The organism is Pseudoalteromonas sp. QJM3NY_22 (assembly GCF_056173065.1).
In genome coordinates this window covers 2173576-2198502 of record NZ_CM149655.1, presented here as the reverse complement: position 1 = coordinate 2198502, position 24927 = coordinate 2173576, and the positions used below count along the sequence as shown (strand labels likewise).

37 protein-coding genes are annotated in these 24927 nt (G+C 42.4%); 18 read left to right on the top strand and 19 right to left on the bottom strand.

Features of this window, described 5'->3' with window-relative positions; all coding sequences use genetic code 11:
- Nucleotides 1–166 precede the first annotated feature (166 nt).
- The 12 genes from AC0VZ4_RS09900 to AC0VZ4_RS09845 form a co-directional block, all read right to left on the bottom strand.
- Nucleotides 167–454, bottom strand: a complete 288-nt coding sequence (locus AC0VZ4_RS09900; protein WP_475439579.1) for a hypothetical protein — start codon at nucleotides 452–454, stop codon at nucleotides 167–169.
- A 40-nt stretch (nucleotides 455–494) separates the two neighbouring features.
- Nucleotides 495–3491 (bottom strand): tape measure protein, encoded by a 2997-nt coding sequence (locus AC0VZ4_RS09895; RefSeq protein WP_475439578.1) that lies wholly within the window; start codon nucleotides 3489–3491, stop codon nucleotides 495–497.
- Nucleotides 3451–3795 (bottom strand): hypothetical protein, encoded by a 345-nt coding sequence (locus AC0VZ4_RS09890; protein ID WP_475439577.1) that lies wholly within the window; start codon nucleotides 3793–3795, stop codon nucleotides 3451–3453. The genes AC0VZ4_RS09895 and AC0VZ4_RS09890 overlap by 41 nt, the downstream gene beginning before the upstream one ends.
- A 20-nt stretch (nucleotides 3796–3815) precedes the next feature.
- Nucleotides 3816–4142: a hypothetical protein gene (locus tag AC0VZ4_RS09885; protein ID WP_475439576.1), complete on the bottom strand. Its 327-nt coding sequence runs from the start codon at nucleotides 4140–4142 to the stop codon at nucleotides 3816–3818.
- 39 nt (nucleotides 4143–4181) lie between these two features.
- The gene (locus AC0VZ4_RS09880) at nucleotides 4182–5081 is read right to left on the bottom strand and encodes a hypothetical protein (RefSeq protein ID WP_475439575.1); all 900 of its coding nucleotides are present in this window, start codon (nucleotides 5079–5081) and stop codon (nucleotides 4182–4184) included.
- Complete coding sequence (locus AC0VZ4_RS09875) at nucleotides 5078–5281, bottom strand: hypothetical protein (RefSeq protein WP_475439574.1); 204 nt, start codon at nucleotides 5279–5281, stop codon at nucleotides 5078–5080. Before AC0VZ4_RS09875 ends, AC0VZ4_RS09880 begins: the two co-directional genes overlap by 4 nt.
- Nucleotides 5278–5721, bottom strand: coding sequence for a phage tail terminator protein (locus tag AC0VZ4_RS09870; RefSeq protein WP_475439573.1), 444 nt, complete (start codon nucleotides 5719–5721; stop codon nucleotides 5278–5280). Before AC0VZ4_RS09870 ends, AC0VZ4_RS09875 begins: the two co-directional genes overlap by 4 nt.
- 11 nt (nucleotides 5722–5732) lie before the next feature.
- Entirely contained in the window at nucleotides 5733–6185 is a 453-nt protein-coding gene (locus tag AC0VZ4_RS09865) for a phage virion morphogenesis protein (RefSeq protein ID WP_475439572.1), read from the bottom strand.
- Nucleotides 6186–6653, bottom strand: coding sequence for a hypothetical protein (locus tag AC0VZ4_RS09860; RefSeq protein WP_475439571.1), 468 nt, complete (start codon nucleotides 6651–6653; stop codon nucleotides 6186–6188).
- Between the two features lie 76 nt (nucleotides 6654–6729).
- The gene (locus tag AC0VZ4_RS09855; protein ID WP_475439570.1) at nucleotides 6730–7668 is read right to left on the bottom strand and encodes a capsid protein; all 939 of its coding nucleotides are present in this window, start codon (nucleotides 7666–7668) and stop codon (nucleotides 6730–6732) included.
- A 41-nt stretch (nucleotides 7669–7709) separates the two neighbouring features.
- The gene (locus AC0VZ4_RS09850) at nucleotides 7710–8105 is read right to left on the bottom strand and encodes a hypothetical protein (RefSeq protein WP_475439569.1); all 396 of its coding nucleotides are present in this window, start codon (nucleotides 8103–8105) and stop codon (nucleotides 7710–7712) included.
- 4 nt (nucleotides 8106–8109) lie between these two features.
- Nucleotides 8110–9237, bottom strand: a complete 1128-nt coding sequence (locus AC0VZ4_RS09845) for a hypothetical protein (protein ID WP_475439568.1) — start codon at nucleotides 9235–9237, stop codon at nucleotides 8110–8112.
- Nucleotides 9238–9587: 350 nt separating this feature from the next.
- Between AC0VZ4_RS09845 and AC0VZ4_RS09840 the strand changes: the two genes are divergently transcribed.
- The 3 genes from AC0VZ4_RS09840 (at nucleotide 9588) to AC0VZ4_RS09830 (ending at nucleotide 10597) form a co-directional block, all read left to right on the top strand.
- The gene (locus tag AC0VZ4_RS09840) at nucleotides 9588–9791 is read left to right on the top strand and encodes a hypothetical protein (protein WP_475441590.1); all 204 of its coding nucleotides are present in this window, start codon (nucleotides 9588–9590) and stop codon (nucleotides 9789–9791) included.
- Nucleotides 9782–10138: a helix-turn-helix domain-containing protein gene (locus AC0VZ4_RS09835; protein ID WP_475441589.1), complete on the top strand. Its 357-nt coding sequence runs from the start codon at nucleotides 9782–9784 to the stop codon at nucleotides 10136–10138. Before AC0VZ4_RS09840 ends, AC0VZ4_RS09835 begins: the two co-directional genes overlap by 10 nt.
- Nucleotides 10139–10357: 219 nt before the next feature.
- Nucleotides 10358–10597, top strand: coding sequence for a hypothetical protein (locus AC0VZ4_RS09830; RefSeq protein WP_475439566.1), 240 nt, complete (start codon nucleotides 10358–10360; stop codon nucleotides 10595–10597).
- Between the two features lie 40 nt (nucleotides 10598–10637).
- Here the strand turns inward: AC0VZ4_RS09830 and AC0VZ4_RS09825 are convergent, their stop codons facing one another.
- On the bottom strand, nucleotides 10638–11186 hold the full coding sequence (locus tag AC0VZ4_RS09825) for a hypothetical protein (RefSeq protein WP_475441588.1): 549 nt from the start codon (nucleotides 11184–11186) through the stop codon (nucleotides 10638–10640).
- Between the two features lie 158 nt (nucleotides 11187–11344).
- Here AC0VZ4_RS09825 and AC0VZ4_RS09820 point away from each other — a divergent pair, with 158 nt between their 5' ends.
- Complete coding sequence (locus tag AC0VZ4_RS09820; RefSeq protein WP_475441587.1) at nucleotides 11345–12055, top strand: hypothetical protein; 711 nt, start codon at nucleotides 11345–11347, stop codon at nucleotides 12053–12055.
- Nucleotides 12056–12074: 19 nt separating this feature from the next.
- Here AC0VZ4_RS09820 and AC0VZ4_RS09815 read toward each other — a convergent pair whose 3' ends face one another.
- The 5 genes from AC0VZ4_RS09815 to AC0VZ4_RS09795 form a co-directional block, all read right to left on the bottom strand.
- A complete protein-coding gene (locus AC0VZ4_RS09815; protein ID WP_145234018.1) occupies nucleotides 12075–12545 on the bottom strand; it encodes a hypothetical protein in 471 nt (156 codons plus the stop codon).
- Entirely contained in the window at nucleotides 12542–12778 is a 237-nt protein-coding gene (locus tag AC0VZ4_RS09810; protein WP_475441586.1) for a hypothetical protein, read from the bottom strand. The genes AC0VZ4_RS09815 and AC0VZ4_RS09810 overlap by 4 nt, the downstream gene beginning before the upstream one ends.
- Before the next feature lie 258 nt (nucleotides 12779–13036).
- Nucleotides 13037–15706 carry a sensor histidine kinase gene (locus AC0VZ4_RS09805; RefSeq protein WP_475441585.1) on the bottom strand — a complete coding sequence of 890 codons (2670 nt, stop codon included), beginning with the start codon at nucleotides 15704–15706 and terminating at the stop codon, nucleotides 13037–13039.
- Nucleotides 15707–15747: 41 nt separating this feature from the next.
- Nucleotides 15748–16239 (bottom strand): hypothetical protein, encoded by a 492-nt coding sequence (locus AC0VZ4_RS09800; RefSeq protein ID WP_475441584.1) that lies wholly within the window; start codon nucleotides 16237–16239, stop codon nucleotides 15748–15750.
- An 18-nt stretch (nucleotides 16240–16257) separates the two neighbouring features.
- The gene (locus tag AC0VZ4_RS09795; RefSeq protein ID WP_475441583.1) at nucleotides 16258–16740 is read right to left on the bottom strand and encodes a helix-turn-helix domain-containing protein; all 483 of its coding nucleotides are present in this window, start codon (nucleotides 16738–16740) and stop codon (nucleotides 16258–16260) included.
- A 145-nt stretch (nucleotides 16741–16885) separates the two neighbouring features.
- On the opposite strand from AC0VZ4_RS09795, the gene AC0VZ4_RS09790 reads away from it, so the two are divergent.
- The 5 genes from AC0VZ4_RS09790 to AC0VZ4_RS09770 are packed head-to-tail and all read left to right on the top strand — an operon-like array spanning nucleotide 16886 to nucleotide 21512.
- On the top strand, nucleotides 16886–17197 hold the full coding sequence (locus tag AC0VZ4_RS09790; RefSeq protein WP_475441582.1) for a helix-turn-helix domain-containing protein: 312 nt from the start codon (nucleotides 16886–16888) through the stop codon (nucleotides 17195–17197).
- Nucleotides 17198–17238: 41 nt separating this feature from the next.
- The gene (locus tag AC0VZ4_RS09785; protein ID WP_475441581.1) at nucleotides 17239–17667 is read left to right on the top strand and encodes a hypothetical protein; all 429 of its coding nucleotides are present in this window, start codon (nucleotides 17239–17241) and stop codon (nucleotides 17665–17667) included.
- 16 nt (nucleotides 17668–17683) lie between these two features.
- Nucleotides 17684–18604 (top strand): hypothetical protein, encoded by a 921-nt coding sequence (locus AC0VZ4_RS09780; protein WP_475441580.1) that lies wholly within the window; start codon nucleotides 17684–17686, stop codon nucleotides 18602–18604.
- A gap of 9 nt (nucleotides 18605–18613) precedes the next feature.
- On the top strand, nucleotides 18614–20278 hold the full coding sequence (locus AC0VZ4_RS09775; RefSeq protein WP_475441579.1) for a transposase: 1665 nt from the start codon (nucleotides 18614–18616) through the stop codon (nucleotides 20276–20278).
- Nucleotides 20268–21512, top strand: a complete 1245-nt coding sequence (locus AC0VZ4_RS09770) for an AAA family ATPase (protein WP_475439556.1) — start codon at nucleotides 20268–20270, stop codon at nucleotides 21510–21512. Before AC0VZ4_RS09775 ends, AC0VZ4_RS09770 begins: the two co-directional genes overlap by 11 nt.
- Here the strand turns inward: AC0VZ4_RS09770 and AC0VZ4_RS09765 are convergent.
- Complete coding sequence (locus AC0VZ4_RS09765; RefSeq protein WP_475439555.1) at nucleotides 21509–21919, bottom strand: hypothetical protein; 411 nt, start codon at nucleotides 21917–21919, stop codon at nucleotides 21509–21511. The two genes, AC0VZ4_RS09770 and AC0VZ4_RS09765, sit on opposite strands and share 4 nt — an antisense overlap.
- Nucleotides 21920–22077: 158 nt before the next feature.
- Between AC0VZ4_RS09765 and AC0VZ4_RS09760 the strand changes: the two genes are divergently transcribed.
- From AC0VZ4_RS09760 to AC0VZ4_RS09720, 9 genes are all read left to right on the top strand, one after another.
- Nucleotides 22078–22437, top strand: coding sequence for a hypothetical protein (locus tag AC0VZ4_RS09760; RefSeq protein WP_475441578.1), 360 nt, complete (start codon nucleotides 22078–22080; stop codon nucleotides 22435–22437).
- A gap of 164 nt (nucleotides 22438–22601) precedes the next feature.
- Nucleotides 22602–22913, top strand: coding sequence for a hypothetical protein (locus AC0VZ4_RS09755; RefSeq protein WP_475439553.1), 312 nt, complete (start codon nucleotides 22602–22604; stop codon nucleotides 22911–22913).
- 11 nt (nucleotides 22914–22924) lie between these two features.
- On the top strand, nucleotides 22925–23320 hold the full coding sequence (locus AC0VZ4_RS09750; protein WP_475439552.1) for a phage protein GemA/Gp16 family protein: 396 nt from the start codon (nucleotides 22925–22927) through the stop codon (nucleotides 23318–23320).
- On the top strand, nucleotides 23321–23518 hold the full coding sequence (locus AC0VZ4_RS09745) for a hypothetical protein (RefSeq protein WP_475439551.1): 198 nt from the start codon (nucleotides 23321–23323) through the stop codon (nucleotides 23516–23518).
- The gene (locus AC0VZ4_RS09740) at nucleotides 23515–23922 is read left to right on the top strand and encodes a Mor transcription activator family protein (protein WP_475441577.1); all 408 of its coding nucleotides are present in this window, start codon (nucleotides 23515–23517) and stop codon (nucleotides 23920–23922) included. Before AC0VZ4_RS09745 ends, AC0VZ4_RS09740 begins: the two co-directional genes overlap by 4 nt.
- Nucleotides 23923–23933: 11 nt before the next feature.
- Nucleotides 23934–24227, top strand: coding sequence for a hypothetical protein (locus AC0VZ4_RS09735; RefSeq protein WP_475441576.1), 294 nt, complete (start codon nucleotides 23934–23936; stop codon nucleotides 24225–24227).
- Nucleotides 24228–24253: 26 nt separating this feature from the next.
- Entirely contained in the window at nucleotides 24254–24505 is a 252-nt protein-coding gene (locus tag AC0VZ4_RS09730; RefSeq protein WP_475441575.1) for a hypothetical protein, read from the top strand.
- Nucleotides 24492–24683 carry a hypothetical protein gene (locus AC0VZ4_RS09725; protein ID WP_475439547.1) on the top strand — a complete coding sequence of 64 codons (192 nt, stop codon included), beginning with the start codon at nucleotides 24492–24494 and terminating at the stop codon, nucleotides 24681–24683. The genes AC0VZ4_RS09730 and AC0VZ4_RS09725 overlap by 14 nt, the downstream gene beginning before the upstream one ends.
- A complete protein-coding gene (locus tag AC0VZ4_RS09720; RefSeq protein WP_475439546.1) occupies nucleotides 24680–24907 on the top strand; it encodes a hypothetical protein in 228 nt (75 codons plus the stop codon). The genes AC0VZ4_RS09725 and AC0VZ4_RS09720 overlap by 4 nt, the downstream gene beginning before the upstream one ends.
- The last annotated feature ends 20 nt before the right edge of the window (nucleotides 24908–24927 follow it).

Genomic DNA, 24927 nt, shown 5'->3' with positions numbered 1-24927 from the left:
GGGAGTGGTTGCATCGTTACCAAGTTTCGTAATAAAACACTGGTAACGAGTATAAAATTTAAAGGGTAAGCTTTCGGCTGGAAATCACTTTACAGTCAAGCTGTTGCATAATGAGAGTGTAAAGTGCAATTATCATAACTAACTGGTTATAAAACACAACTAAAAGTTATTCATACCAGTCTTCACTACTTCCTGGTAAAGCAATTGCAGTATTTAAACCGGTTCGCTCCTTTACTATGTAGTCAAAAGTTTCTTTTTGATTGGCTACTCTAAGCCCATTATTACTCAAAACATCACTACCAGCAGTCTCAAATATTGCATTAACAATTGACTCCCTCGTAGGAAACTTCATCGCGGGTAACTCATACGTAACTTCACCGGTAACACCATCATCACCAACAACAATAATTTTAACTTCAACCTTGATTGGCGCTTCAATTTTCAAATCTGTCATAATTTATACCTTTTTAACTTAATTAATAAAAATACCCATTTTAAGCAGCGCCCCTTACTGCTTTAATAATTGCGCCGTTACTTTGTATGTTAGCTACCACAACACCAACCACTTGGCGGGCTATATCTTGCCCAACTGCTTGCGATGTTTGCTCATTTGCGCCGCCTTGTACGGTAATTTCATTGGTAATATGAATAGCTACACCACCAGAGCTGGCTGCATCATTTGCAGCACTGCCAGTGTTATAACGGCGCGCCATTTGGCTGATTTCTGTATTTTGTTTAGGGCTTAATACACGCTCGCCACGTTGTAATACATAAGTCGATTCGTTCGGCACATAATCTAAACCACCGTGTGCAATACCCGCTGGTTGTTGCGCTTTAATTTGGCGTACTTGTTGTAACCCACTTATTACTGCTGCAGCTGCGGCAACGCCACCCAACACAGGGCCAACAAGTGGAATAGGCGCTAACGATGTATATGCAGCCGTTGCACCTTGGTAGGTATTAATAACAGCCTGAGCAATAGCAAAGGCTTTGTACGCTTTAAAGGCTGTTTTACTTTGCCCTGCCATGGTTTTAAACGTGGCAGCACCAATACCTACAACTGTTTTAGCTTTTTCTGCATTTGTTTGTGCTTCAAAACCGGCTAAAGCAACAAGTTGCGCTTTCATTGCTGGCGCATACTGATCCGCAAACGCCGCTGTTAGTCGCTGCTGATGCCCCATATCCTCTTGCTCAAGCACACTGTTATAGCCTTGTACTTTAGCTATCTTCTCATCGTACTTTTCTCTTTCATTATCAAGCTGTATCGCTCGTATTCTATCTTGATGAGCTTGTTCATCCGCCTCTTTTTGAGTATGAAACCCGCGTAACAGTAGTAATTCTGTTTCTCGTGTTTGCTGTAATACTTGGTTATCAGTATCGTATTTAAGTTCGCCAACCTCATCATTAGCGGCAACCCCTTTTGTTGCGCGTCTTGCTGCATCAACACGGGCTTTTTCTTTGGCTTGGTGTATTGCTAGGTGTTGGTTATATACCTCCAGTGCTTCGCGTCCAGCCAATCCTTTAATTTGAGCTAATCTATCGTCAAGCTGATTCTGTAAATCGTTTTTACGCTTTTCTTCTGCTTCATTTTCGATGCGTGTTTTTTCAGCTTTTCCCTTTTCTGTAAGCGCATTAGCGTCTTCCTGATACTTAGATTCCAACTGTTTTAAAAGGGAGTTTGACTTGGTTTGGCTTATGGTTTTATTTTTTAATGCCGCATTGACCACTTGCTGGCGGCTAATGTAACTGGCTTTGAGCCGACCTTCTTCATCCAGCAAACTTTGCTCTAAACGCTTAATGTTATCGGGCAAACCGCTTGATCCAACAGGGGCAGGCTTAGGCTTTTCTGTTTCTTTAATGGCAAGCACTTGTTGTAGCGCCACAATTTCATTTTTTAAATCAGTAACGCGCTGTTGTGCAGCTTCAACGTCAGAAAACTTGCCTTTTAAAAACGGGTTATTAAAACGTTCCCTTGCTTCATCTGCCAGTTGAATCGCATTTTTTATCCGCCCCTGTGCCATTAGTAGTAAACCTTGTGCCTGGCTACTGGTTAAATTGGCATACGGGTTTAGGTCTTTACTGGCTTCTTTAAGTTTATTTACTGAGTCAGTAGCGTCATCGCTTTGCGATGCAAAATAAGTAAGGGCAACACCAGCAGTGACAAGCAAACCAACAGGGCCGCCCAATAATCCCATTACAGTTGCAAAATTTCGGCTTGTTATTGTTGCTCGCTTTGCTGCTTTATCATACGCATTCGTTGTTGCAGTCATTGCAACGGCATTCGTTATCGCTTCTTTGTCTAACGTATTTACAACTTTCTGTGCAGCCGCGCGTTGCTGTGATGTTTGCGCCAGTATTACATTATGCTTCGCACGATCTATATCTTGTGCAATACGCTTATTTTCTATCGCTACTGCTTCATAGGCTTGTTTGGCATGCACTTCATCAGCCAGTATCGCTTTTTCTTTAGCGGCTATATTTACAACATACCCTTTAGCGCTGGCAGCCAAGCCCGCCGCTAAATGGCTCGTCAGAACAGTACCAAGCACGCCCGTTGCAAATACCAAACTATCTACAGCGTCTTCGTTCTCACGTAAATAAGCCATAGTGTCGGTAATTGCGTCAACAACACTAGTAACAGCAAAGTTTACTGGCTCTTCATATTTGCGTATTAAGCGCTGGTACTCGTTACCCATTTCCGCAAAGCTGGCATTTATTTTACCCTCGGTGGCCTCGGCCGCACCGGCATAATCACCCAGCGCGGCTATTAATGTGGTTTTAAACATGGCGCTGGTTACTTGCCCCGCATTTACCATCTTTCTAAAACTACCTGCTACACCACCACTGGCTTTATCAAGCTTTTGCATTAAACCAGGCAAAGGTTCAGTGACTTGGTTTAACTCTTCAGCACGTAAAACGCCGGCAGTCATCCCTTGGGTCATACCAAACAAACTCTGCCCAAGCTGCACATTACTGGCACCTGTTTTAGCGGCCACGTTGGCAAAGCCCTCTAATATCGCTTTACCTTGTGCGTTAGTGACTAAGCCGGACTCTTGCAGTGTTAAAACACGGCTGTACGAATCGGCAAGGGTGGTGTAGTTGGTATTTAATCGGTCAGAGGTGGCAAATAAGTATTCTTGTACTTTGGCGTAGTTTTGCGCTGAGCCAGTTAACCCTTTTAAGCGGGTATCGAGTAATTGTGCGGCCCCCGTATCTCGCACAAACATGGTGGCGGTGCCAATGCCCACTAAGGTCGTGAGCGTTGCACCTATTTGCCCGTACGCGGTATTCATTAACCCCAGCTGGCGGGTCATTGCGCCTTGCTGTTGCATAACGTGGGCTTGGCTGGCACCTAATTGCTGGTTTGCGGCTATTTGGCGTTGTACTGCTTGCGGTATACGGTTTAGTTCATTTACGTTTTGGCGCGCACCGGTGGTAACTGCTTTACCGTCATAGGATAAGCGTAACGCCAAATTCAAGTTGTTGCTCATCGGGTCGCCTTATTAGTCCAATTATGGTGCGCTCTAGGGTTTGCAGTTTTGCAAAATCATCGGGGTTAAGGGTTATATTTGCATAGCGCCAGGCTATATCAGCCCTGGCATAATCAAGGGCAATTTCACCCCCGTCGTTATCCCGTTGCCATTGGCTGCTAGCGGTAGTTAATGCCAATACAGCTGTGTGATTCGGGGGCAATACAAATAATGTTTCTTCTACTTGTGGTGCAACCTGCTTAGGTGCGCCAAAATGGGCTTCGTCGTCATCAAGGGTTTTACTGGCTGCTGCTAGGTCGCCCAAAAACCACCTAGCAACATCGGCTAGTTTTTTTCAGTGATTCGGTACTGGGCGTTAATGCACTCAACACTTAAGCGAGAGGCTAAGCCACCGTAAACTAGCAGCTCATCAAGGGTGCCTTTATCAAATGGCACGTCTTTGCCGTCATCAATAAAGTTTTCCCAGCCGGCTAATAGCTCGCGCACAATGTCAGCATCTTCAGAACCTTCCCTGGTTGTTACTGCTTGGACTTCGCTATGAGTGAGCAACTTAATTTTTGCTGTAAATTTAAAAGGTAGGCCACCAAATTCAAAATCAAGCGGGGCGCTGATCACGGCATTTTTTAAGTCGTTTAGTAATTTTAATTTCATAATTGTTCCTAAATAAAAAGTAATAAAAAGGGGTCGTCCTTATTCAAACACTATGGTCAGTTCGTCATAGCCAGCGCCGCTGGGTACTAACTTGCCGTCAAACTCATAGCCGGTTAATTCAGAGTCCAGGCTGGTGTACTTAGGCCAAGGCATTTGGTAGCGGCCAATAATAGTTACTTTTTTACCTGCAGCAGTGCCGTGGGTAAATTCAAACATTTGCACCTTGCCCACATCATCAAACGGGTTAAAAGTTGCCAGTTCTTCAGCTGTTAGCGTAAAGTTAGCGCTGCTTTCGTGACCGGTTATCATTATTTCTTCGTGGTTAATAGCGCGGTCAAACACCACGTTATTACCTAAATCAACCGTAAGCTTATGTAGCGTGCGTTTAACATCGTTAAGCTTAAAATCACTGCTATTACTTACGCCGAGTACTTCGGGGCGCACCCAACGGTCCCAATCAACAGCAGGGGCGGCTGTACTAGCAACCGGCGCACTAAACAAGCCTTTAAACTGCCAATTCAGCATCGGCTTGCCTTTTTCAAGCGCAAAGCTCACGTTGCCTTTCATTTCGCTAATGTTGTGGGTGTTTTTACCAAAGCGTACTTTGCAGGTAACAGCCACAGCCGCGCCTTTAGTAAAGGTAACGCTTGAGGCATCAGCCACTTGCACCATGCCACACGCTAATAACAGCGGGGCAAACGCAGGCTCATTACCCACAGTGCCACTCATAGCAAGCGGGGTTTTAAAGTTAAGGCTTATATGCTCACCATAAAACGTTTCTAGGCTTGCACCGCTGTAACTGGTTTCTAGCTCGTCTTTTTCGCTTTCGCTTTCAAGGGCCAGCTCAACGTCACTGGCATAAATAGCGTGTAAGCCCGTTAAGGTTGTGCCCAGGGCATCAGCTAAAATGAGTTTGTCTTTAAATCGCCAACTGCTCATGCGTTAGTCTCCACTTTAATTAGCTCACCGCTTTTTAAATTAAAAGCGCCGGCTATTTCATCTCTGTTACCTTTAGCACTTGCCAGTACCTGGTTAACGTTTTGGGCAATCGTCATCGCGCGGGATTGTTTAGGTGTTGTGATCACAACGCCTGTTTCCTCAGCGGGTTTACTTGATTGCGGCTCGGTTTGTTTGCTCATGGCATCACCTTCACAGTTACGGTATGTAGGCCAGTGACACTAAACTGGCACTGGTAAATTAAGTTATTCGTTTGTTTGCTAAGCTCAATTGTGCGTCCCTTATCTAGCTTAATTGGGTTCCAACCAGCGAACTGGCAACCTGCAACGGCGTGTTTCACATCACTACGTAATTGCTTTATTTGTATATCGCTGTGCGCATTACCTGCAGCACAGGGAATAACAATCATCACCGCAAACACATCTTTAACCTGGTATTCGTCCATGCCGTGTACTTCATTGGTGTTGGTGTTGTCATCAGCCAGCGGCAATACAAATAACTGCGCACTGTGTACAGCATGTTCACGCACAGTGTTAAAATCGCTGGCAAACCCCACAGATGCATCAAAAACAGTGTTGTTTAATAAGGCTTCTATGTTGTTTAAATCAAAGTTAAATGCCATTTAAATACTCTTTAAATTAACCAGTCAGTAATGATGTTGTTGATCTCGGTTTCTTGTATTGCCGCTATACCAATCAATTTACGTGACGGTAAAGTCACACTATGGTTGCGCCCAGTCTTTCCGCCAAAGTGGTGTATTGCGGCATACTTTTCGCCTAAGCCAAACTCTAAACTATTACCTGTTACGTTATGCGTAACAGAATCAGCAAGGTTACGCTGATCAGTCAGCGTTAAATCGCTCTTACGCTTTTTTCCTTTTTTGGAGCTACGCCCTAATCGTGCCGCCTCTGACTGCTCCCACTTACTACCATCGGGCGCTTGCTCTTTAGTAAAACGCTCAACCGTATCGCTATCTAAAAACGCGCCTATGTCATCCATTACTGTTGAAAAGTTCGCACCTCGTTCTTGCAGTATCTGCAAACGGGGGAAGGCATTCCCGGTTATATGTATAAATACACCGGCCATTTAATAACCTGGCCAGTTAAATTGAGAGCCTGCAGGTTTGGTTCGCATCCCAGTTCTTACGCCTGCAGGCGCATCTTCCTTAATTTGGATCACACCTTTACTAACCTTATCAAGCTGCGCCATTGCGTTACTTTTTACGGCTTTCAGGTGTTCGTCAGCAATGTTAGGGGCAAGCTCACAATGCATTAAATCGTTAGCAATGCCTGGCAATACTGAGTTATTAATATCGTCTTGGTTTAGCGCAAACCGTGCTACATAACCCGCTATAACCGCATTTACATTTTTTTGTGCTTGCACATACCAGGCATTAATTTGCTCTTGCAGCTCGTTATAAGTTTCACTTAAAAGGGCAGCTTCAACATCGTCACGCGTTACGCGACTGCCCACTTCGTTAAACTTACTTGATGCAAATTGCAACAGCGTATTAATACCTATTTTGTCTATAACTGCTTGTTCTGTCGTAAACATACATACCTCAGTTAGTAAAAAAAAGGCCCGAGCAAGTCGGTACTGGGGCCTTTACACAGGGAACAACAATGATTAATTAACCAGCTGGTGTTAGCACGTTGGTCAGCAAAATACCGCAGTCTTTCGCAATAATTTGCTCTTGAACGGCTTCACCTACCATGATTTCTACCCCCCCATTTAAACCAGCAGAAACGTCACGATTGCCTGATTTACGCAAGCCATAACGTGCGGTTAGCGCAAAGGTCATACGGTTATTGTTAAACGAGGCAAGCGGGTCGTGATAAGTAAACGACAAGGTATCTTGCCAAACCTTTTGTAGGTTAACGGCTTGGCCTTTTTTCGCGGTGTTGAGGCGCGCTTGGCCAACAGTTACATGTTCAAGCTCTAGCACTTCTTTTATATAGCTCCATGGCACTAAGCCTTGGTCGCCACTGGTGCCATTGAATGCTTTTAATAGCTTAGGGTGAGTACGTAACTTAGTTGCCACCGATTGCGATAATGTCATTGCATTAGGGCGCATGAGTGGTGCATCTAGCATCTCTAAAAAAAACGGTAAAATATCAAGCGTAGGGTCATCCAAGCGTTTTTGGCCACCTGCGGCTAATGACTGTGTGCTACCAAAGTTAGCGGCTTTGTTGTACATAGTTGCTACACGTATTTCACGGTTAAGCAATACTAAGTCCGTTAAGCTTTCAGCGGCATGGGTTCGCGGGTTATAGTTAGCTGGCGCATTGGTTACATCGTCGTTAGGCACAACATCCGATAAACCATGATCAACCACCGAACCCGTTTTTTCTTCAACACTGAACTCAACTTGATTAGGGGATGATTTACGACCGATTTTTGAATCAACGACCGTAAACTTTTCGCCTTTTTTATATTCAGTCCATTTGTAGTTACGTAAACCAACAGGTGAATAGGGTGCAAGTGTGTCTGCAACCAAAGCTCTATTACGATAAGCAATGGCTATGGCCGTTTGCTCAACGTCTGGGGTAAATGGCATACCATTACTCATGGCAAATCCTCACTATTAATAATTAAGTTAACCCAAGCGCATTAAGCGCTTGGAATTGTTGCTACCACATGCGGGTTTAAAAAAATGTCGCCAATAACACCGGCTTCGCCGTCTTCCATAACCCAGCCCGCAACATACACCTCGGTTTGCCCCACAAAGTTTGCAGGGTCAAATTCAACGGCTTTACCCTCGCTGTCAGCAACAATTGGGGTGCCTGCAATTAACGCTTCACCAAACTCAATCGGTGCGCTTTGGGTCATTACAACGTCAACACGCAAATGCTCATCTGTGCCTTGCTCGGTAACACCTGCATACATGGCACTGGCATCAACCGCCAAAGCCACATGAAAGTCGGCCGCAGCCGATACAACCACCAAGCGATTAGCAGGTATGACATCTTCTGAGCTAAAGTTTCTAATAAATCCTGGTTGTGCCATGCTCTTACGCCTTTTTAATGTGGTCTAACGCGGCAGTAATACTAATTTCAATGCCCTTGCTAGATTGTGATTGTTGAAATTCAAGCGCCTTCGCTGCCAGCGCTTCTGCACTGTCGTCAGTTACTTCGCCGTCTTTATCGTCTTTATTAAACTCGTGGGTTAACCCTGTTTGCTCAGGTAAGCCTTTTAAAAAGCCTTCAAACCACGCAGCGGGTTTAAGCTCTTGGCTTTTACCGTCTGCGGCAGCAAACTCAAAAGTAGTGTCGCCGTCATCCAGCTTGGCCATAAACTCAGCCATGCCATCGGTATTGGTTAAACGTGGGGCCTTACCGCCATTTACTTCGGTGTTAATAAAGGTGCTAGCCGCTGCAACACGTTGCGCGTATTCTAGTTGCGCGTTTTTAGCGTTAGCCGCATCAATTTGGTCTTGCAGCGCCTTTCTTTCTTTTTCATCCATTGCATTGTCCTCATGGGTGGGTGGTTTACTAAATTCGGCACCTTCACCCGCGCTGGCTTTAGCACGTTCGTGCTCAGCAATAATGGTTTCTTCTTTTAACCATTCACCTTCGTAGTCGGGCACAACTTTATCAGCCGCTTCACTACCAAAACGGTCAGTTATAAAGTTGCGTAAATTGCCCATTAGGCGGGTAAGGGTGTTTGATGTGCGCAGCGATATGTTGTCAATATCACCGGCAGCAAATTCTAGGGTTAGGGTGTCGGCGTCATCAGCTTGGTTAAACTGCCAGGCTAAGCCTTCAACAGCTGGGGCTTTACCGCCTAAGTAGCCAATGTGGGCAAGCTTATAGCCGTTATCGACCTTTTCTAAACGTACAGAGCGGTTAGGGTAACGCTTGCTCTCAACGGCCTGGGCAAATTCAGCACATACGTCTTCAGCTTTAGCAAACAAAGAGCCACCTTCGGCTTTTAGCTCACTGGCCCAGCCCCATGCAGCGTCATGCATTTTTGGGTGGCCAATAACCAGCGGCGCGCTTTTAGGTTTAAAGTTTGCTACTACGCTGTTTAAATCAGCGTCGCTAAATGAGTGCGTAACGCCTTTAGCGTCTGTTTGGGTGCCAGCTTTAAATACTTCAAACCAATCAAATTGGGTGTTTGGGGTTGTTTTGTTTGCCATGTTCCAAGTGCCAATAAACTAACTAAGTGGCACCCAGTGTAGGGGGGTAGTGACTATTGAACCGCTGGAAAAGACTTTACAGCGTTAAGAATGGGGTAACGTATATAGGCTAAGCGGGTATCAATCACACTGCAAGGAATATTTTATGGCTCGCTGCAATTCATGTACAACCACACTAACCACTGACGAAATAACGTTTCTCGATGGCCAATGCTCAAACTGCGAATACGATGCCCACGCCCAGGCGTTCTCACTTTGTAAGTCTTGCAACAGCCCACTGTACACACCCATTAAGCTAAACGGCGAGTTTTATTGCTCAAATAAATGTGCGCATAAAAAGGAGCCAAGACGTGGGCGTTAAATCAAAAACGATACTAACCATACTTGCTGTGGTCTTGGGTTTTTCATTGGGAATTAAATACATTAATAACCAATACAAACTGGCAGTATTAAAACAGCAGCACCAAAAGCAACTATTAAAAACACAGCGGCGTCATGCTGTCGTTATGTATTTATTACGTTATCAACACAGCGAAAGTACACAATGCAATTAACACTCTTTGGAAAAGCGGTTAGAAAGGCACGTATTGACTCCGGTTGTACATTAAAAACAATGGCGCACGAATTAAATATTTCAATATCATATTTAAGTGCGCTTGAGACAGGTAAGAAAAAAATAAGCCCAAAATGGGTGAAGTTAATAGAGCAGTATTTTTTGTCTAATAAAATTTATATCCATAACTTAAAGTCACTTGCCGACTTATCCAATAATTCAGTGTCATTACTTGGCTTGCCCAAAGAACACAAAATGCTACTTGTTCATATCGCCTCATTACAACTTACGAGTGAGCAAGTTCAGCAAATTACAAATTCATTACCACAAACTAACTCCCACCTTTAAATCTAAGTTAAACCATGTTTAAACCCTGTTTAAATTCGATTGAGCGTGTTTAAACGGTTTTCAGCTAAGCCATCATAGCCACAAAATTAATAGAGTGCTTAAAATCGCTTACAGGCGTTAATGGGTTTTTAGCCTTTTTTAAAAAGCTGTGCTAAAAAATAAGCCCCCGCTGTATTTAAATACAGCGGGGGCTTAACCCAACATAAAAAAGGAAATGTAATGTCTGTAAAAAAACTAATTATTGGTGATCTAGCAGCAAAAATATTTGCCAACCAACATATCAACAATAACAACCAACCCATCGATCCCAGCTTTGCCATAGAGCAAGCAGAGAGTTTTTATAACATGCTCAGCGCTAAAGGGTTCGTTGCAAGACCTGATGGACAAGATATGACTGAGTCAGAGGCTATCGACTCAATACAGCAAAGCGCTAAAGACTTAGCTGAGAAAAAACTTTAATTAGATGTTACAGCAGGCCAACAATGGCCTGCTTATTTACTTACCTAAGAAACTTAATAGCAATCAATAATTCCTCTTCACTTACTTTAGTATGAACGATTTTATTGAGCTCTAACATCTGATCAAGAACTCTTAATATTGCTTTTTCTTGTACTTTTTCATTGTGAATTAGCTTATCAATCTGCGCTTGTTGCTGCGCAATCATCTTCGCAAACGACTGGCGCTCAGTTTTGGTTACAGGCTCTTCTTCGCTAAGCGGTTCTTCTTTTTCAACAGGCTCTTGGGGTGCAGCGTCTTTAGCGGGTGCACGTTGCATTTGCTCAGCCAATTCATAGGCATGTTGCTCAGCCACAGCTTTAGCAAAGCTAGGTTCAGCGCAAAACACCTCATTAAATGAATGAGTGGTAATTTGAGTTGAGCACATTAAAATTTTATTAGCTTCTTCAAGTACTAACCGAGCATCATTTACAATGAGGCCAGTTAGCATTGGTGCATTACTTTTAAGTAATAGTAAAGCTTTGTGTGCAATCTCGTCAGAGCTAAGCCCAGGGTGGTGGTAGTAACCATCGTTAGTTAAAGGCATCATCATTCTCCAATCAGTTAAAATAAACACGTAAATTAAATACAATCAGTGAGCATCTACAATAACCACCCTTGGTAAAAACCACTGCGGGAAAAACCTTTACATATAAAAAACCTGTCGCTAATGTAACCAACAGGATTAAAAACAAAAAAGGAAACCTAAGTATGGAAAGCATTTTTCCTGAGTCAAATAAACCAAAACCTAGCGAACGTACTCCTCAAGGTATGATCAAATACCACCGATTACAAAAGTGGTGGTTAGAAAAATTAACTGCATCAGAGCGTCAACGCATACGTAACCAATATTCACCTATGAGTGACAGCAATATTGATAAAGGCAATTACACCCATTCATCAAGCAGCACAGTGAAGTTTTTAAAAGAAGTGGGAGGGTGGTTTATAGCCAAAGAAGGTGATCGTCCATTAGCCCTAAAAATACTTAAAGAGGCTGAGGCCAATATTCACTTATCAACCTCAGTGGTAGATCAGCACTTTTTATATGGCCGAATGATGGAGCTTTACTACAAAGACAGAAAAAAAGAGGGCTACTACGAGTTAGCAAAAGAATATGCGTTAAAACAAATTGATATTGCTGCTACCACAGTACAACAAATGAAACGTGATCACTTAAGCTTTATTGCTATTAGCTCTAAAAAATACAAATCTATGCGTCACTTAACAATCGAAAACACGCCATTTCACATCCCCAGCCATGCGGGTTACTCACAACTTGCCATTATCTATAAAAAAGAAAAGCGTTGGGATGATGTTATTGCTTTATGCGAACAAGCAATAAGTGAAGGGTGGTGTGGAGATTGGGAAGATCGCGTTGATGACGCCCTAAGGCAAAAACTAAAACAACAAGCCCCTAGCTAGGGGCATGTTATCACTCAACTTATTGTTCTGTTGGTTTTTCACCTGCTTTATCAAGACTTTCTGTTACTTCAGTATTGTTCTTGTATCCTGAGTTTATATCACTTGTAAATTTAGAGCGCGCTTCATCTGTCATAGTTTTCAGCGCTTTCATATCTTCATTATCAATTTCCATCAAATAATCAAGCGTTTGCGCGTAATTGTCTTGGTAACATTTTCGCTTTTCTTCGGAAATATTAGGATCATTTATTGCTTTTTTAAGCGACTCGATTCGCGACATTGCTTTTCTTTTAAAGAAAAATTTGAAGATACTCAATGAACCAAAACTACCTGCTAATTTGAAGGCATAAGCAAGAAATAAAGTAAAGGCGGGGATAGTCGTTGTTGCGGCTAACTTTAGTTGCTCTGATTCCAACTCACCTGCAAGAAATAACAATCCACCGCCAATAACTGAAGCACAAGTATTAGAAATAGCAGCAACTTTTTTTGTCATTGCGTTTTCCCTTGCTTTTCCATTTTTTTATATAGCGCAGCTAGCTCCTCAAATGAAGCATCATTTTTGACCCGGACTCGCCTTGTGACCAAAACACCATTAACCTCTTCTTTATAGGTAACTATGATTCCAAAGAGTTTACATAAAGTCATGTAGACAAGCGTCTTTCCTAGCCAATAAAAAAGCGGCATTAGCGCAAAAATAAGTATTATTAAAACTATTTTTTCAGTCATTTTAATACCCTAGTAATTGTCAAAACTAAGTGCATCATTCACATTTTGTGCACAAAGAAACAGCGCATCAATCAAGCTAAGCGCAGCGTACATACCAACCGTTAAACTGAAAAGCACCGCATGGTCATGCTCAATAAACCCTACTGTCACTTGCGTAACGGTAGCAATCAATAATAAACATCTCGTTATCATTAAGTAGGTAAATACGTTTTTAAGGGGTTTATATATACCACCTAAAGGCATACCCGTAAAAAGCCCCTAACTAGGGGCTTTTTCATTTCTACTAATTACGCTTTTAACACAAAGCGGAAAACCTATCGCGATACTGGTACCCGCTTTGCTACTCTTAAATCCAAGTTTGGCCTTATACCGCTTTGCCACATCACGCATTACATATAAACCCAAACCGTATTTAAATGTACGAACATATAAACTACAGCCCTTACCATCGTCTATAACAGTTACATGTACTTGACTACGAACCTGCTCAACAAACACTTCAACCTGACTAGCTTTACCATGATCAATTGAATTACGTACTGAGTGGTAAACAAGCGCGTATATATCTCTTTCTAACCCTGCGTCTAATGTAACACTGTCGCTAAACGATATTGTGTATTCAAAATTAAGCCCAGTGCATTCAAATTGCAATGCAGCTTGTAAAGCAGCTAACCCCTGTTGAATACTACGCTTACCAAGCGCAGCATTGCCATGGGCCAATGGTACTATTACGTCAACAGCTTCATCTAAATAAACAAGCCCATCCGCCATTTTATTTAAATCAGGGCTACTGCAAGCACTCTTGGCTTTTAGCAGCTTAGTAAGCGCTAGGTTCATTTTGCATGAGCCAATCATGTCATAAAGTTTTTTATGTACCCCGTAGTTAGCTTTTAACAGCAGTACAGCAAACAAGATAATAAACATAATTACTAACGCGGGTAATACAAAGAGTAGCAAAGTGACTACGTTCGACTCATACCACTTCCCAATAAATTCTAGGTTTAAACTTTCACCCTCAACCCAACTTCCACCGTTTAAACGGCTTTTAAACTTTAATGTATAGTTACCTGGTCTAATATTATGAAAATTAATAATACCAGAATCGCTATCAATCCAATTATCATCTATGGCGTAAGCAAATTCAGTATTGCCAATAAAGTTAAGATCAGATAGGTATAAACTAGTTTGGCTGCTAGCATCAAACGCTTGGCTTGGCTGATTGACGAAATACTTATTCTCAGTTTTAACAGCAGTTACTCGGGGTTGATTAGTCATAACTTTATTAACGAGTTTAATTGTTGTGATCCCGTATTGCGTACCAAACGTTAAATCACTTTCATTTTCTAGCATCATTGAGTTTGGTGTAACGTTTAGACCAGCAGTTCCTGGCACTAACGAATAATCTGTTTCAGCAAATTTATAAACACCATCGATGGTACCAATGTATAACTGGCTATTAAATTCCTGTAAATCAATAATGCTTTGCGAGCTGTTTAAACGTTGTAATTCTCCATTAGCAAACTTGTAAAGACCATTCCCAAACGTCGCTATATAAACAGAGCCATTCAGTTTTACTGCATCCACAACAATACCAATCTCATTTCCATGGTAGCCAATGCGTTGCAATTTATCTTTTATGTAAAAACCCTCGGCTGAAAGCACAAACATATCATTGCCTATAAACTTAACGTCTAAAATTTCGTTGTTATGCAAAAGTGAATTTACGTCATGTAGCGTTGCAAGAATATCGTTCTTATATGTAAACACACCCTCGAAACTGGTTGAAATATATAATTCACCAGACTTAACAGTCAAAGCAATTACATATTTATCGTAAATTTTTACTGTTTCATTGTTTTTATAATTGTACTCGGTTAGCCCTTTATTTGACGCAATAAACAAACTATCGCCTATCACTGCAATATCAGTGATCACATAACCATAGTCGTTAGGGTTGCCAACAATATTAAAGCCCTGGCTTGTGTAATTCAAAACGCCGCGCTCAGTACCAACAAAAAAGCCATTGCGGTAATGTTTTTTGATATTGTAGTCAGATGAGTAGGGTAAGCTTAATTGATTTATCGTAGCTGGTTTTATTTGTACATCGTTACTTGATATAAACCACAAATTGTCTGAATTATCTTTAAATATACGGCGTACAGGTGATTTAACCATATTTACTTTTTCATTGATAATTGAAAAATCCATTAAATTTAAATGTACTACGGCACCATTTTTTTCTATATAAACAGTATTACCATTAGCATAAAGTGACTTTGGATTAGTAGGCCAGGGCGTTGATTTTTGCTTACCAAATGCATCATAGTAATAGAGGGTTTTATCTCGCCACGCTATAAGTCCATATTCATTGTTGCTAATTTTGGTGTAGGTGGCGGGTGTAGCATCAATCAATTTTGCAGTATTACCGTCGATTGCAAAAAGACCATCATCAGTATCAATGTAGCCGTCAGCAATCGCATTCACTCGTAAACCGTCAGGTAATAGTTTTAAAGGCGTTAGTACACCATTTTGATACTCAAAGCTACTAAGCTTATGGCTACGCAAACAGTAGATCACATCATTTATTAAACCTACACGCCAACACCCGCTATTTATCAGCTGTGTTGTTGTATTAGTAGTTAGGTCAATTTGGTATAAACCCAAGTCACCATACGCTAATAAAAGTTGGTTTTTATCTTTAATGTACCTAACATCTTCTAACCAATTGTTAGGTACGTTATATAAATCAGCTAATGGGATATGAGTTTGCCCATCTAATCTAAAACCACCTTGTTGGCTAGCTTGATAAATAAAACCATTCTTATCTTGCGCTATACCAAAACTATAACCAGCAAGTTCAGTAGCGCCTGCCGTGCTTGTAAAAAGCATAATTGAGCAAACTATAGATTTAATAAGTGAGTGTTCCATGTGCAAAACTAGGGCTTTATAGCCCTAGCCTCCATTAATTATTATTGTAACTCGGTGGGGTGGTGACTGCGTGTACCGCACAATTGCAATACATTAGGGCTAGTATTGATTGTGCGAGTAGCGTAGTTACTACTAAAGCTTTTTAATTCAATTACTTTAGTTGAATTAACAGGCCAATCCAATGAGCCAAAATCATTAATTAAGAGCATGGTAGGTTTGCGTGGGTCATCGGGGTTGGCTTTTGTTAGCCAAGCTTGCTTTACTTTTTCGCCTGCCACCGCGCCATAAAGCCTAGAGTATGCATTTGCTAAAAACTTAGCACCTTGTTCGGTGGTTACAATAATACCAGTGCTTTTAAATTCAGAGCCGCAATCGAAACTCATATCAACATTCATATCACTGCCATCCGGCATCAATAGAGTAGAGTTAATATGTTTTACCTGGGCACGGTCTTGCATTGGTTCAAGCGCAGCAGCAGAAACAGAAACTGCAAGTAAAGCAGTAATTAATAAAGTTTTATATAAGGTTTTCATTTCACATCCTAAAGAAATTTAAACCAGTTTTAGACTACTCCTTGCAATAGCATTGACAATAGCGTGATCACAATCATATTCAATTGCAGCATCAACAAGTATTGGTCTCAGTAATTTTCGCACAGCAAGTAATCGTTCAACTGGGAGATCAGTTTTTGTTACAACCTCGTCCATAATTGACTCTACAAGTGTGTCTATATGAATAAATTCATTTTTAAACTCTTCACTATGTAAAAATTTAGGAGTCGGTTCATTTAGCTGATTTGAATAAACGTGCTTTTGCTGCAATCCAAAAATACTGTCAAGTGAAATACCGCGCTCCACACACGATTTAACGATCCCTTCGTAGGGCAAAGTGCCTCTATTCATCGCATTTAAAAATGTAGACTGAGACAGTCCCATAGCTAAAGAAAGCGCTCTTTCACTGGTAACACCAAATTCATCTTTTAGCTTTTTAGCAGCTCTTTCTATATCAACTTTTTTTAAGGTATCAGTTGTCATATTAACTTGTCAATACATGTATAATGTTAAAAGAATAAAAAAATAATGTTTAAGGTTACTTGACATTACATAAATAATGATTCAGATTAAATAACGACAAAACATTACATATATATGTAACTAACTTTACATAGGATAACTTAGCATGAATTCTAACGGTTTAGTATTTGAAGATATACGCAAAAAACTTCTCAAAAAAGACATTCTATTGTCAGACTTAGCAGAGGGGCTAAACGTAACAAGAGCCCACGTTTACTCAATTGCAAAACGTAACAACAAATCAAAGCCAGTTGCTGATGCGATTTGTTCTGCACTAAACATGTCTATCGAAGAAGTATTCGGCGATACCTACCAAGATCACCAAGCAAGAGGTCGTCAAGACCGAGCTGCCAGAAAACAGCAAGTGATTGATGCCATTCGCAACAAAAAGCCAATCCCAGAATCAAGTTTTACCTAACCTAGTGGCAAACACAAATAATTTTACAGGGAAAAATTACCATGAAACTTACTGATTTAGAGTCAATATTCAATCAAGACGAAGCGCCAAGTTGCGATGTATATATACCTTTCCTTTATGCTGTAAATGCTGCAGCCAGAACAAGTGGTTTAACTCGCCAAGGCATTGTTAACCGAATGAACAGCGCTCTAAAAGTTGATGACGTAGCAATAAACGAAACGTTGTTAAATAAATATTTAGCACCAGGCACTGAAAAATATTTACCTGCGCATCAGCTACCAGCATTGCTATGGGCAATCAAAAGTATTGAGCCACTAAACGTATTGCTTGAGCCGCTATTATTCAAAGCCATTGATCAACGTTCCCAGTTACTGCAAAAACACGCAGAACTACAAATGGAAATAGAAAAGCGCGCACAACAACAACGCGACATTCAAAAAACACTTCTACCAAATACTTCTAGCAATTAATTTGTAGGCCAAAACAATGACTATCAAAGACCAAGAACCGTCTGAAATACAGGTTTTTAGTGCCGAAGAGCAACAGCAGTTAAGCGCCAAAATCGAGAAGATGGCAGGGCACATACAACTTGTAATGCCAGATTCAGTTGACGAAGCATGGCAACTGGTTGTGCGTATGGAAGAGCAAGCGCTTGTTGATACAGCAAAACGCGGGCTTTTATATATGTCGATCAAAATGCACTTAGGTCATGGTGAATTTGAACACAAGCTACGTGAATACTCTATTGCACCACGGACAGCCCAAGAAGCAGTCACAGTTGCCAAAATGTTTTTAGCGTTACCAGAGGCAAAAGCGCGGACGTCCGCGCTTTTGAACATGAACAAAAGTAAGTTGATTGAAATGGCACGCTTACCCGTTGAAACCGTTGAATCGTTAGATGACGACGACCTAGACACGCTTAATGACCTATCAGTGCGTGAGTTCCGTAAAGAAATTCGCAAACTAAAAGATAAGCACACCGACCTTGAAGAGCAAACAGCCACGCTGATTAACGCCCTAGAGACTGAGCGACTAACCAAAGCCCCTAAACAAATGTATGAGCTACCTATGCTGGTTGCACAGGTGCGCCAAAAATCGTTTGCACATAATGCCGTTGTTAACGAATCGCTCGAAGAGTTTATAGCCATGACCGAGCAGCTTTGTAACGCCCGCGACCTTGACCTAAACCACCGCATAGGCGCAGCACAAACAACCTGGCATTTATGGCTAGGCATACAACAGCGTATTACCCACATGTTAAATCGGTTAAGCGGTGAGTTTGGCCCCGAGCATTTAACCGGCGCTGAGTGCATACCACAATTTGCCGAAGACGAATGGCAAGACGCCCAAGCAAACCGTGAATACATGCTCGCCATGTTTAACGACCGTATTAAAACCCGCGAGTAGGAGAGAGCAATGCATCCTGCAGTTCAAAAATACAATAAGTTGCCAAGCACAGGCTTGGAACTGAGTTGGCAAAATGCCAGCGAAACAGCCCGTAAAAAAGCCCAAAGTAGGGCGGTGCTAGTTCGCCATTTACTTACCCAAGAGTGCGGCATACCTAAAGCATTTGAGGCACTAGTAAAAAACTACCGTGCCAACACAGCGCTCAGCACATTAGCAAGCGCGATTGATGCACTAGGTAAGTTACCCGGGCGCGCCACAGTTTATAACTGGTGCAATGCGTATAAAGACAACGGTATTAACAGCTTATTACCTAACCATAAAGGCAAAGCGCAAACACAATATAGCTGGCTTGCCCGCTGCTTAGAGCTTTACCACAGCCCTAATAGCCCAAGCTTTGCACAAGTGAGCGACCAACTAAATAAAGAGGGTTATAAAGCCGAGCATCACCAAGTGCGTCGTTTTATTAATGCACTACCGCACGAACTTGGCCCACAAAGCCCGTATCGTATGGGTGCAAAACTGTACCGCGAAAAACATAAAGATCACTTACTGCGTTCAACCGATAACTTAAAGCCAGGCGTTATGTATAACGGCGATGGCCACACGCTCGACGTATACCTAGCGCACCCAAAAACGGGCAAACCTTACCGCGCTGAGCTTACCGCGTTTCAAGACGTAGCAAGCCGTTGCATTGTAGGCTGGGAACTAGGCTACGCCGAAAGCACGCTAGACACCCTAGCAGCAATAAGCCGCGCTATTAAAGTGCATAACAACGTGCCTGCCATGTTCTACCTTGATAACGGCTCAGGCTACAAAAACAAACTCATGAACGACGACACCACCGGCTTTTATGCACAGTTTGAAATAGACGTAATTTTTGCCATACCAGGTAATGCTCGTGTTAAGTGGATTGAGCGGTTCTTTTTACACATGGAAGACCGCGTAGGTAAACGCTTTAGCACCTATTGCGGGCGCGACCACGATGACCGCCATAAGCAGCTGGTACTTAAAGAGGCCAAGCAAGGCAAACGTAAACTACCCACAGTAGACGAATGGATAGCTGAGTTTAAAGCCTTTTTAAACGACTACCACAACAGTGAACACCCAGAGATTAAAGGCAAAACACGCCAACAAGTATGGGACGAAAACATCGAGCATGTACCACCAGTAGAGGGTGATTTTGTCATGCTACCGCGCGAAACCGTCAATATTCGTCGTGGCCGTTTTCGCTTGCACCAACGTGATTACAGTGCCGACTTTTTACACCAGTTTAACGGCCAAGAGCTTATTGCTGCCTACGACCTACACGACGACAGCTACACCAAGCTTTATAAGCTAAACGGTGAATTTTTAATGTTCGCTAACTTAAAAACTAAATCGCATGCCGTGCCTACGTCGCGCATTGAGCAAGCTGAAAGCAAACGCCGCACGGGTCGCTTAAAGCGCATCGACACCAAACGCCGCGAAATCGAAGCCCAAGAAACACAAGATCGCGTTATCGATGTTGATTCGGTGGCTAAGTTTGCCGCGCCAATTAAAGCCATTGCAGCACAACAAGCACCAGTAAACATTTTTGATTTTGATGTAGCACCCACACAGCCACAGCACGAAATCGACCTAAACGAATTATTAGACCAACCTAATCTACGCAAGGAAACAACCTATGAGCTATAGCCAACCACACCCATACACAGCAGAGCAAACGCTGCGTGTTGAACTAATAAACCAAGAGTTAAGCACCACAGGCATGACCGCCGAAGAATTAAATTGTGGCTTTGCATTGCAGTCAGTAAAAGAAGTACTGGCAAACAAATGCACCATTGACCCTGAAAAGGTCATTGCCAAAATGTGGCATCAGTTATTTGGTGAAGCGGCTATCACCGAGATTGAAAAACGCAACGGCTTTAATAAGTCTTATAACAAAGCAGACCAAGAACTCGCTGCCCGTATTTGCCTGCGCTTGCAATCGCCTGAAATACGCGACCAAAACATTACCAGTGCCAGCATTGCGGTAAGTATGGGTAAAAGCCCAGCGTCTATTAGCCAACTAATTAATGGTAAGTACAACGCAAAGCCCACTAAACACCTGCACGACATTTGGGCGCTTATTTGCCCAGCTGAGGTAGAGCAAGGCAAAGCAAACGGTGAGCTTACTGAGCGTAAACAAATAAGCATTGTGTACGGTGATGTGCGCTTTATTCCTACCAGCACATCAAAGCTGATTGCCATGGCCTGCGACCAAGCACGCCAACGTAAACGCTTTAGTGTGTTTGCAGGGCAAGCAGGCTTAGGTAAAACCAAAGGCATTGCGGAATATTGCCGCCACAATAAAGAGGCCATTTTAATTGCCGGCAGTGAGCAAACCAGCAGCACCCAAGTACTCGAGCAACTAACCACAGCCCTGGGCTTATCGCGTTGCCCAAGTGCCTATAAAAACATGCAAAAAATTATTATGGCACTACGCGATACCGACCGTTTAATTATTTTAGACGAAGCCGACAAGTGCAAACCTAACTCGCTCGACCCACTGCGTACTATTAGCGATCAAGCCATTGTGGGGGTAACCCTTGTTGGCAATATTCAACTAGTAGACAAGCTACAAACGCAAGAGCGCTATGAACTTATAGCGAGCCGTGTGTGCTTTTGGCCAAAGCCTATCGGCCAAATTACCGTTGAAGACATTAAAACCCTGTTTTTAGAGCTAACAGAGGGCACCATTAAGCTCGGCCAAGACGATGCAAAGTGGTGGATGTGGCTTCACAAACGGGTTGAAGGTAACGCCCGAGAACTCGTTGAAAACTTGTTACCGCACTTGCTTAACCACACCAACAAAAACCCAGACACTGCCGTCGACAAGCTCTTAGTTAATGGCATTTTTTCATCAGTACTTAATAAACCAGCGGTCTAGTGACCGCGACGATTTGGCTCTAGCGGCGCTTTAAAAGGGTTGCGCTCATCAAAAGGCCAAAACTCGAACTCATAGTCATCAACAACTTGGGAGTAAGCAAGTGATGCACAAACAACACGATCAATCACAAAGCCAGAGCGCGACTCAAGCTCTTCAAAATGAGCAAACGGCGCTAGATATGCAGCAGATTCGCCAAGCAACAGAATCGCTAAATAATGCACAAACACGTCAAGGATCTCGCATTCAGGAGGCAAAGATGCAGCAACTTTTGAAACGCCAGAGCCGGATGCGATTGAAGCGGATTGAAAGTCAAAATCAACACCAGCTTCACGAACAGCTATTTGGCAGCACTGATCTGCAGCAGCTTTATGAGCGTCAGACAGTTCAGCAAATTCATTGGGGCACATTGTACAAAGCAATTGATATAGCCGTTCGATGTGCGCTTTGGGTAGGGCGTTTATTAAGTTTTTTCGGCTGGCCTCGGTCAAATAGTAAAGCTGCTCAAGCGAATAAGACACAGTAATTTCCTCATAACATTTTAAATTTAAAAATAAGGTATATCACAATGGCATTTTCAATAAAATTAAACACATCACGCTACACCGCACACTTAGCGTTTAGCTCGCTGGTGACTAACGCAACTATGCTAAATCTACTTGCAAAAAAAGACCCTAAAGGTGAGCTAATAGATAAATTCGACGGCAATATTAAAGCCGCCTTTGCAACACTCACAGCCGATAAGTTATTTAGTATTCATCAAATCCATGAAGTTAATTCACATGTTCATACCGCACGCCGTTTTAATACTATTTATCGTGATTTTCCGCTTGTTTTTACCGATGGCATGAAAGACTGGAGCATTAAAATTATTGGCATAGGCCAAGCGCCACACTTTGAAATTGAAGCGCTGGAGGAAAGCGCATGAGTATAACTACTTCTGCAAAAAAGGGGGCGACTGAAAGTCATCGAAAGGCCACTCGTCTGTGTACTTGCGTTGTATGCGTTGGAACACGCGAGACAATTGCTCGATTTGTTCAGGAGCGCTTAGCTCCACCTCCAATATATTTGAGTCAATTAAGGGAGTTAGAAGTGAAATTGACTCATTGTATATCTGCAATAGAGCCAAGCGACCAAGAAGACGGGCCTCATGACTACTCTCTTGAAATGTCTTTTGAGCAGGAAGGCTTAACTGCTCAACAAGCCGAGTATAATTTTTGGCTCGCCAAGCTTGAAAAGCTTGAAGAACGTGAAACTCTGCGCCTGGAAGGGTGGTTAAAATGGCACAAAGCTGAAATACGTCATCGTCAGAAAATGCGTGTATTAAGCTATCTCGTTGGGTTATGGCGTGATTTAGCTGCTTTTTGTGATTTGGGTAAGTCTGCAAAACAAAACCTTAAATGAGTGAGAACGTTATGAGTTTAATACAACAAATCAAAATTGCACAAAAGGCGGCGGGTATCGACCAAGATACCCACCAACTAAATGTGTCGTACATATGTAATGGCCGCACTAATACATGCGTAAAGCTTACCAAGCTTGAGCAACAACAGCTGCTTACACGTTACCGCGCTATGAACCCAAATGCAGGAAAAAAACAGTTACCGGCTCAGCTAAAAATGATTTACAGCCTGTGGGGCCAATTAAGCCGCGCAGGTGCGGTAAATATCGATTCAAAAGGGGCATGCGACTCGTTTTGTGAAAGTCACTTGCAGGGTAAAAAGCTTAGCCAAAGCGCCCAGCAATGGCCGCATATTATCGAAGTACTTAAACAATGGCTTGCACGCCATAAAGTAAAGCAGGGGGCGTAAATGGCTAATTACGAAGAGTACCAAAACTTCACTATTAACCCACGTAAGCCGCCTTACACAGAGGAAGAACGCTATCGCCCAATTAAAGCTGCAGACCGAGCAAAATGCCGCATTCGCCGTGACGTAGAGGCACACCAAGAGCAACGCCGACTAGATCGCGAAAACGGCTTAGATTATTTATTTGAGGAGCAATCATGAGCGAATCAAGCATAGATTTACGGGCATTACCGCACGGCCTGCGCCGTATTGTTAAACACTTGGGTGTTGAACAAACCATTGCGGTACTTACTGAGCAGCAGGGGCAAATGTTTTATATCCCTGAAAAGCCAACCGATGTTCACGAAGTAGTTAAAGTGTTTGGTAAAGCCCTGGTGCAAGAGTTAATAGAAGCAAACGTAGGTTCAAGCTACCAAATACCTATGCTACACAAAGTGCTTATGCAAATTCGCAATCAACAAATTTGTGAAGCCCTGGACGCTAAAGCCTGCAACATTCAGCAGCTGGTTAAGCGTTTTAAGATCACCCGCCAGCAAGTAAGCAGTATTTACAGTGCATACCAAGACGAACGGGCGCACGAAACACAATTAAATTTAAGTTTGTAGGAGTTATTAAAATGAACAAACTAACAATAAATGGTAAGACAATCACCCACTCTGGCAGTGGTGACCTTTGTATAGCTAATGGCAAGATTACTATTGGCGGTGTTGATATTACTGATCTAGAAAGCGTTGAAGGTAAACAGGTAAACATAATTATTGAGGGGGACGTTGAAAATATATCCTCAGATGATGGCGATATAGTTATTAACGGAAACGTTAAAAATGCCACCACCAAAAACGGTAACATTTCATGTGGTCAAGTTCATGGTGATGTTAATACCAAGAATGGCAACATTTTAAGAAGATAAGTTTTCGTCAATCGCGGAGAAATAACATGAATAACAACACTGAATTAAAAGCCCAATGTCAGCAGCACTTTACACGTTTAGCTGATCGTGGCGTACCACTACTTACGTTTGATTGCCCCAGCTGTAACAAGCAATTACTCACAACGCGTCCTGGTATTGATCAAGTATGGGACACACTATCAACCTGTTGGCACTGTGATTGTGCATTTTTAAAAATTACTGATCACTACGAAGTGCGCACACAAATACCACCGCATTTAAGCAATGCAAAACAATAACTTTGTACTGCTCACTGCGTTGCAACTTAGCGGCGGCAAAAAGCCAAAGCGGTGGCAGTACGAATACGGTTTAAACCTGCTTAACCGGTATATCAACCAACGCAAGTTATTTGGCCTAAACACTACAGGCATGATGGACGAATACCGCGAAGCATTTAGAGAAATTAAGGGTAAATGATGGAAACTGAATACCAAACTTACGTAGTAAAATTTGAAGGCGAAGCACCGCAAGTGACCGCTGGCATGAACATCAATGGCGGTAGTCTGCGCCGTGTATGTTTTAACAACCAAATGGCGTTAAACGATGACGCTAGGCAGCTGATTGAAGATGCACTTGAAGAAGGTACGCTTACACAACGCCAAGTAGACGACCTACTAAACGAACTTTTAACACTGCTTTAAACCATGTTTAAACCTCATTT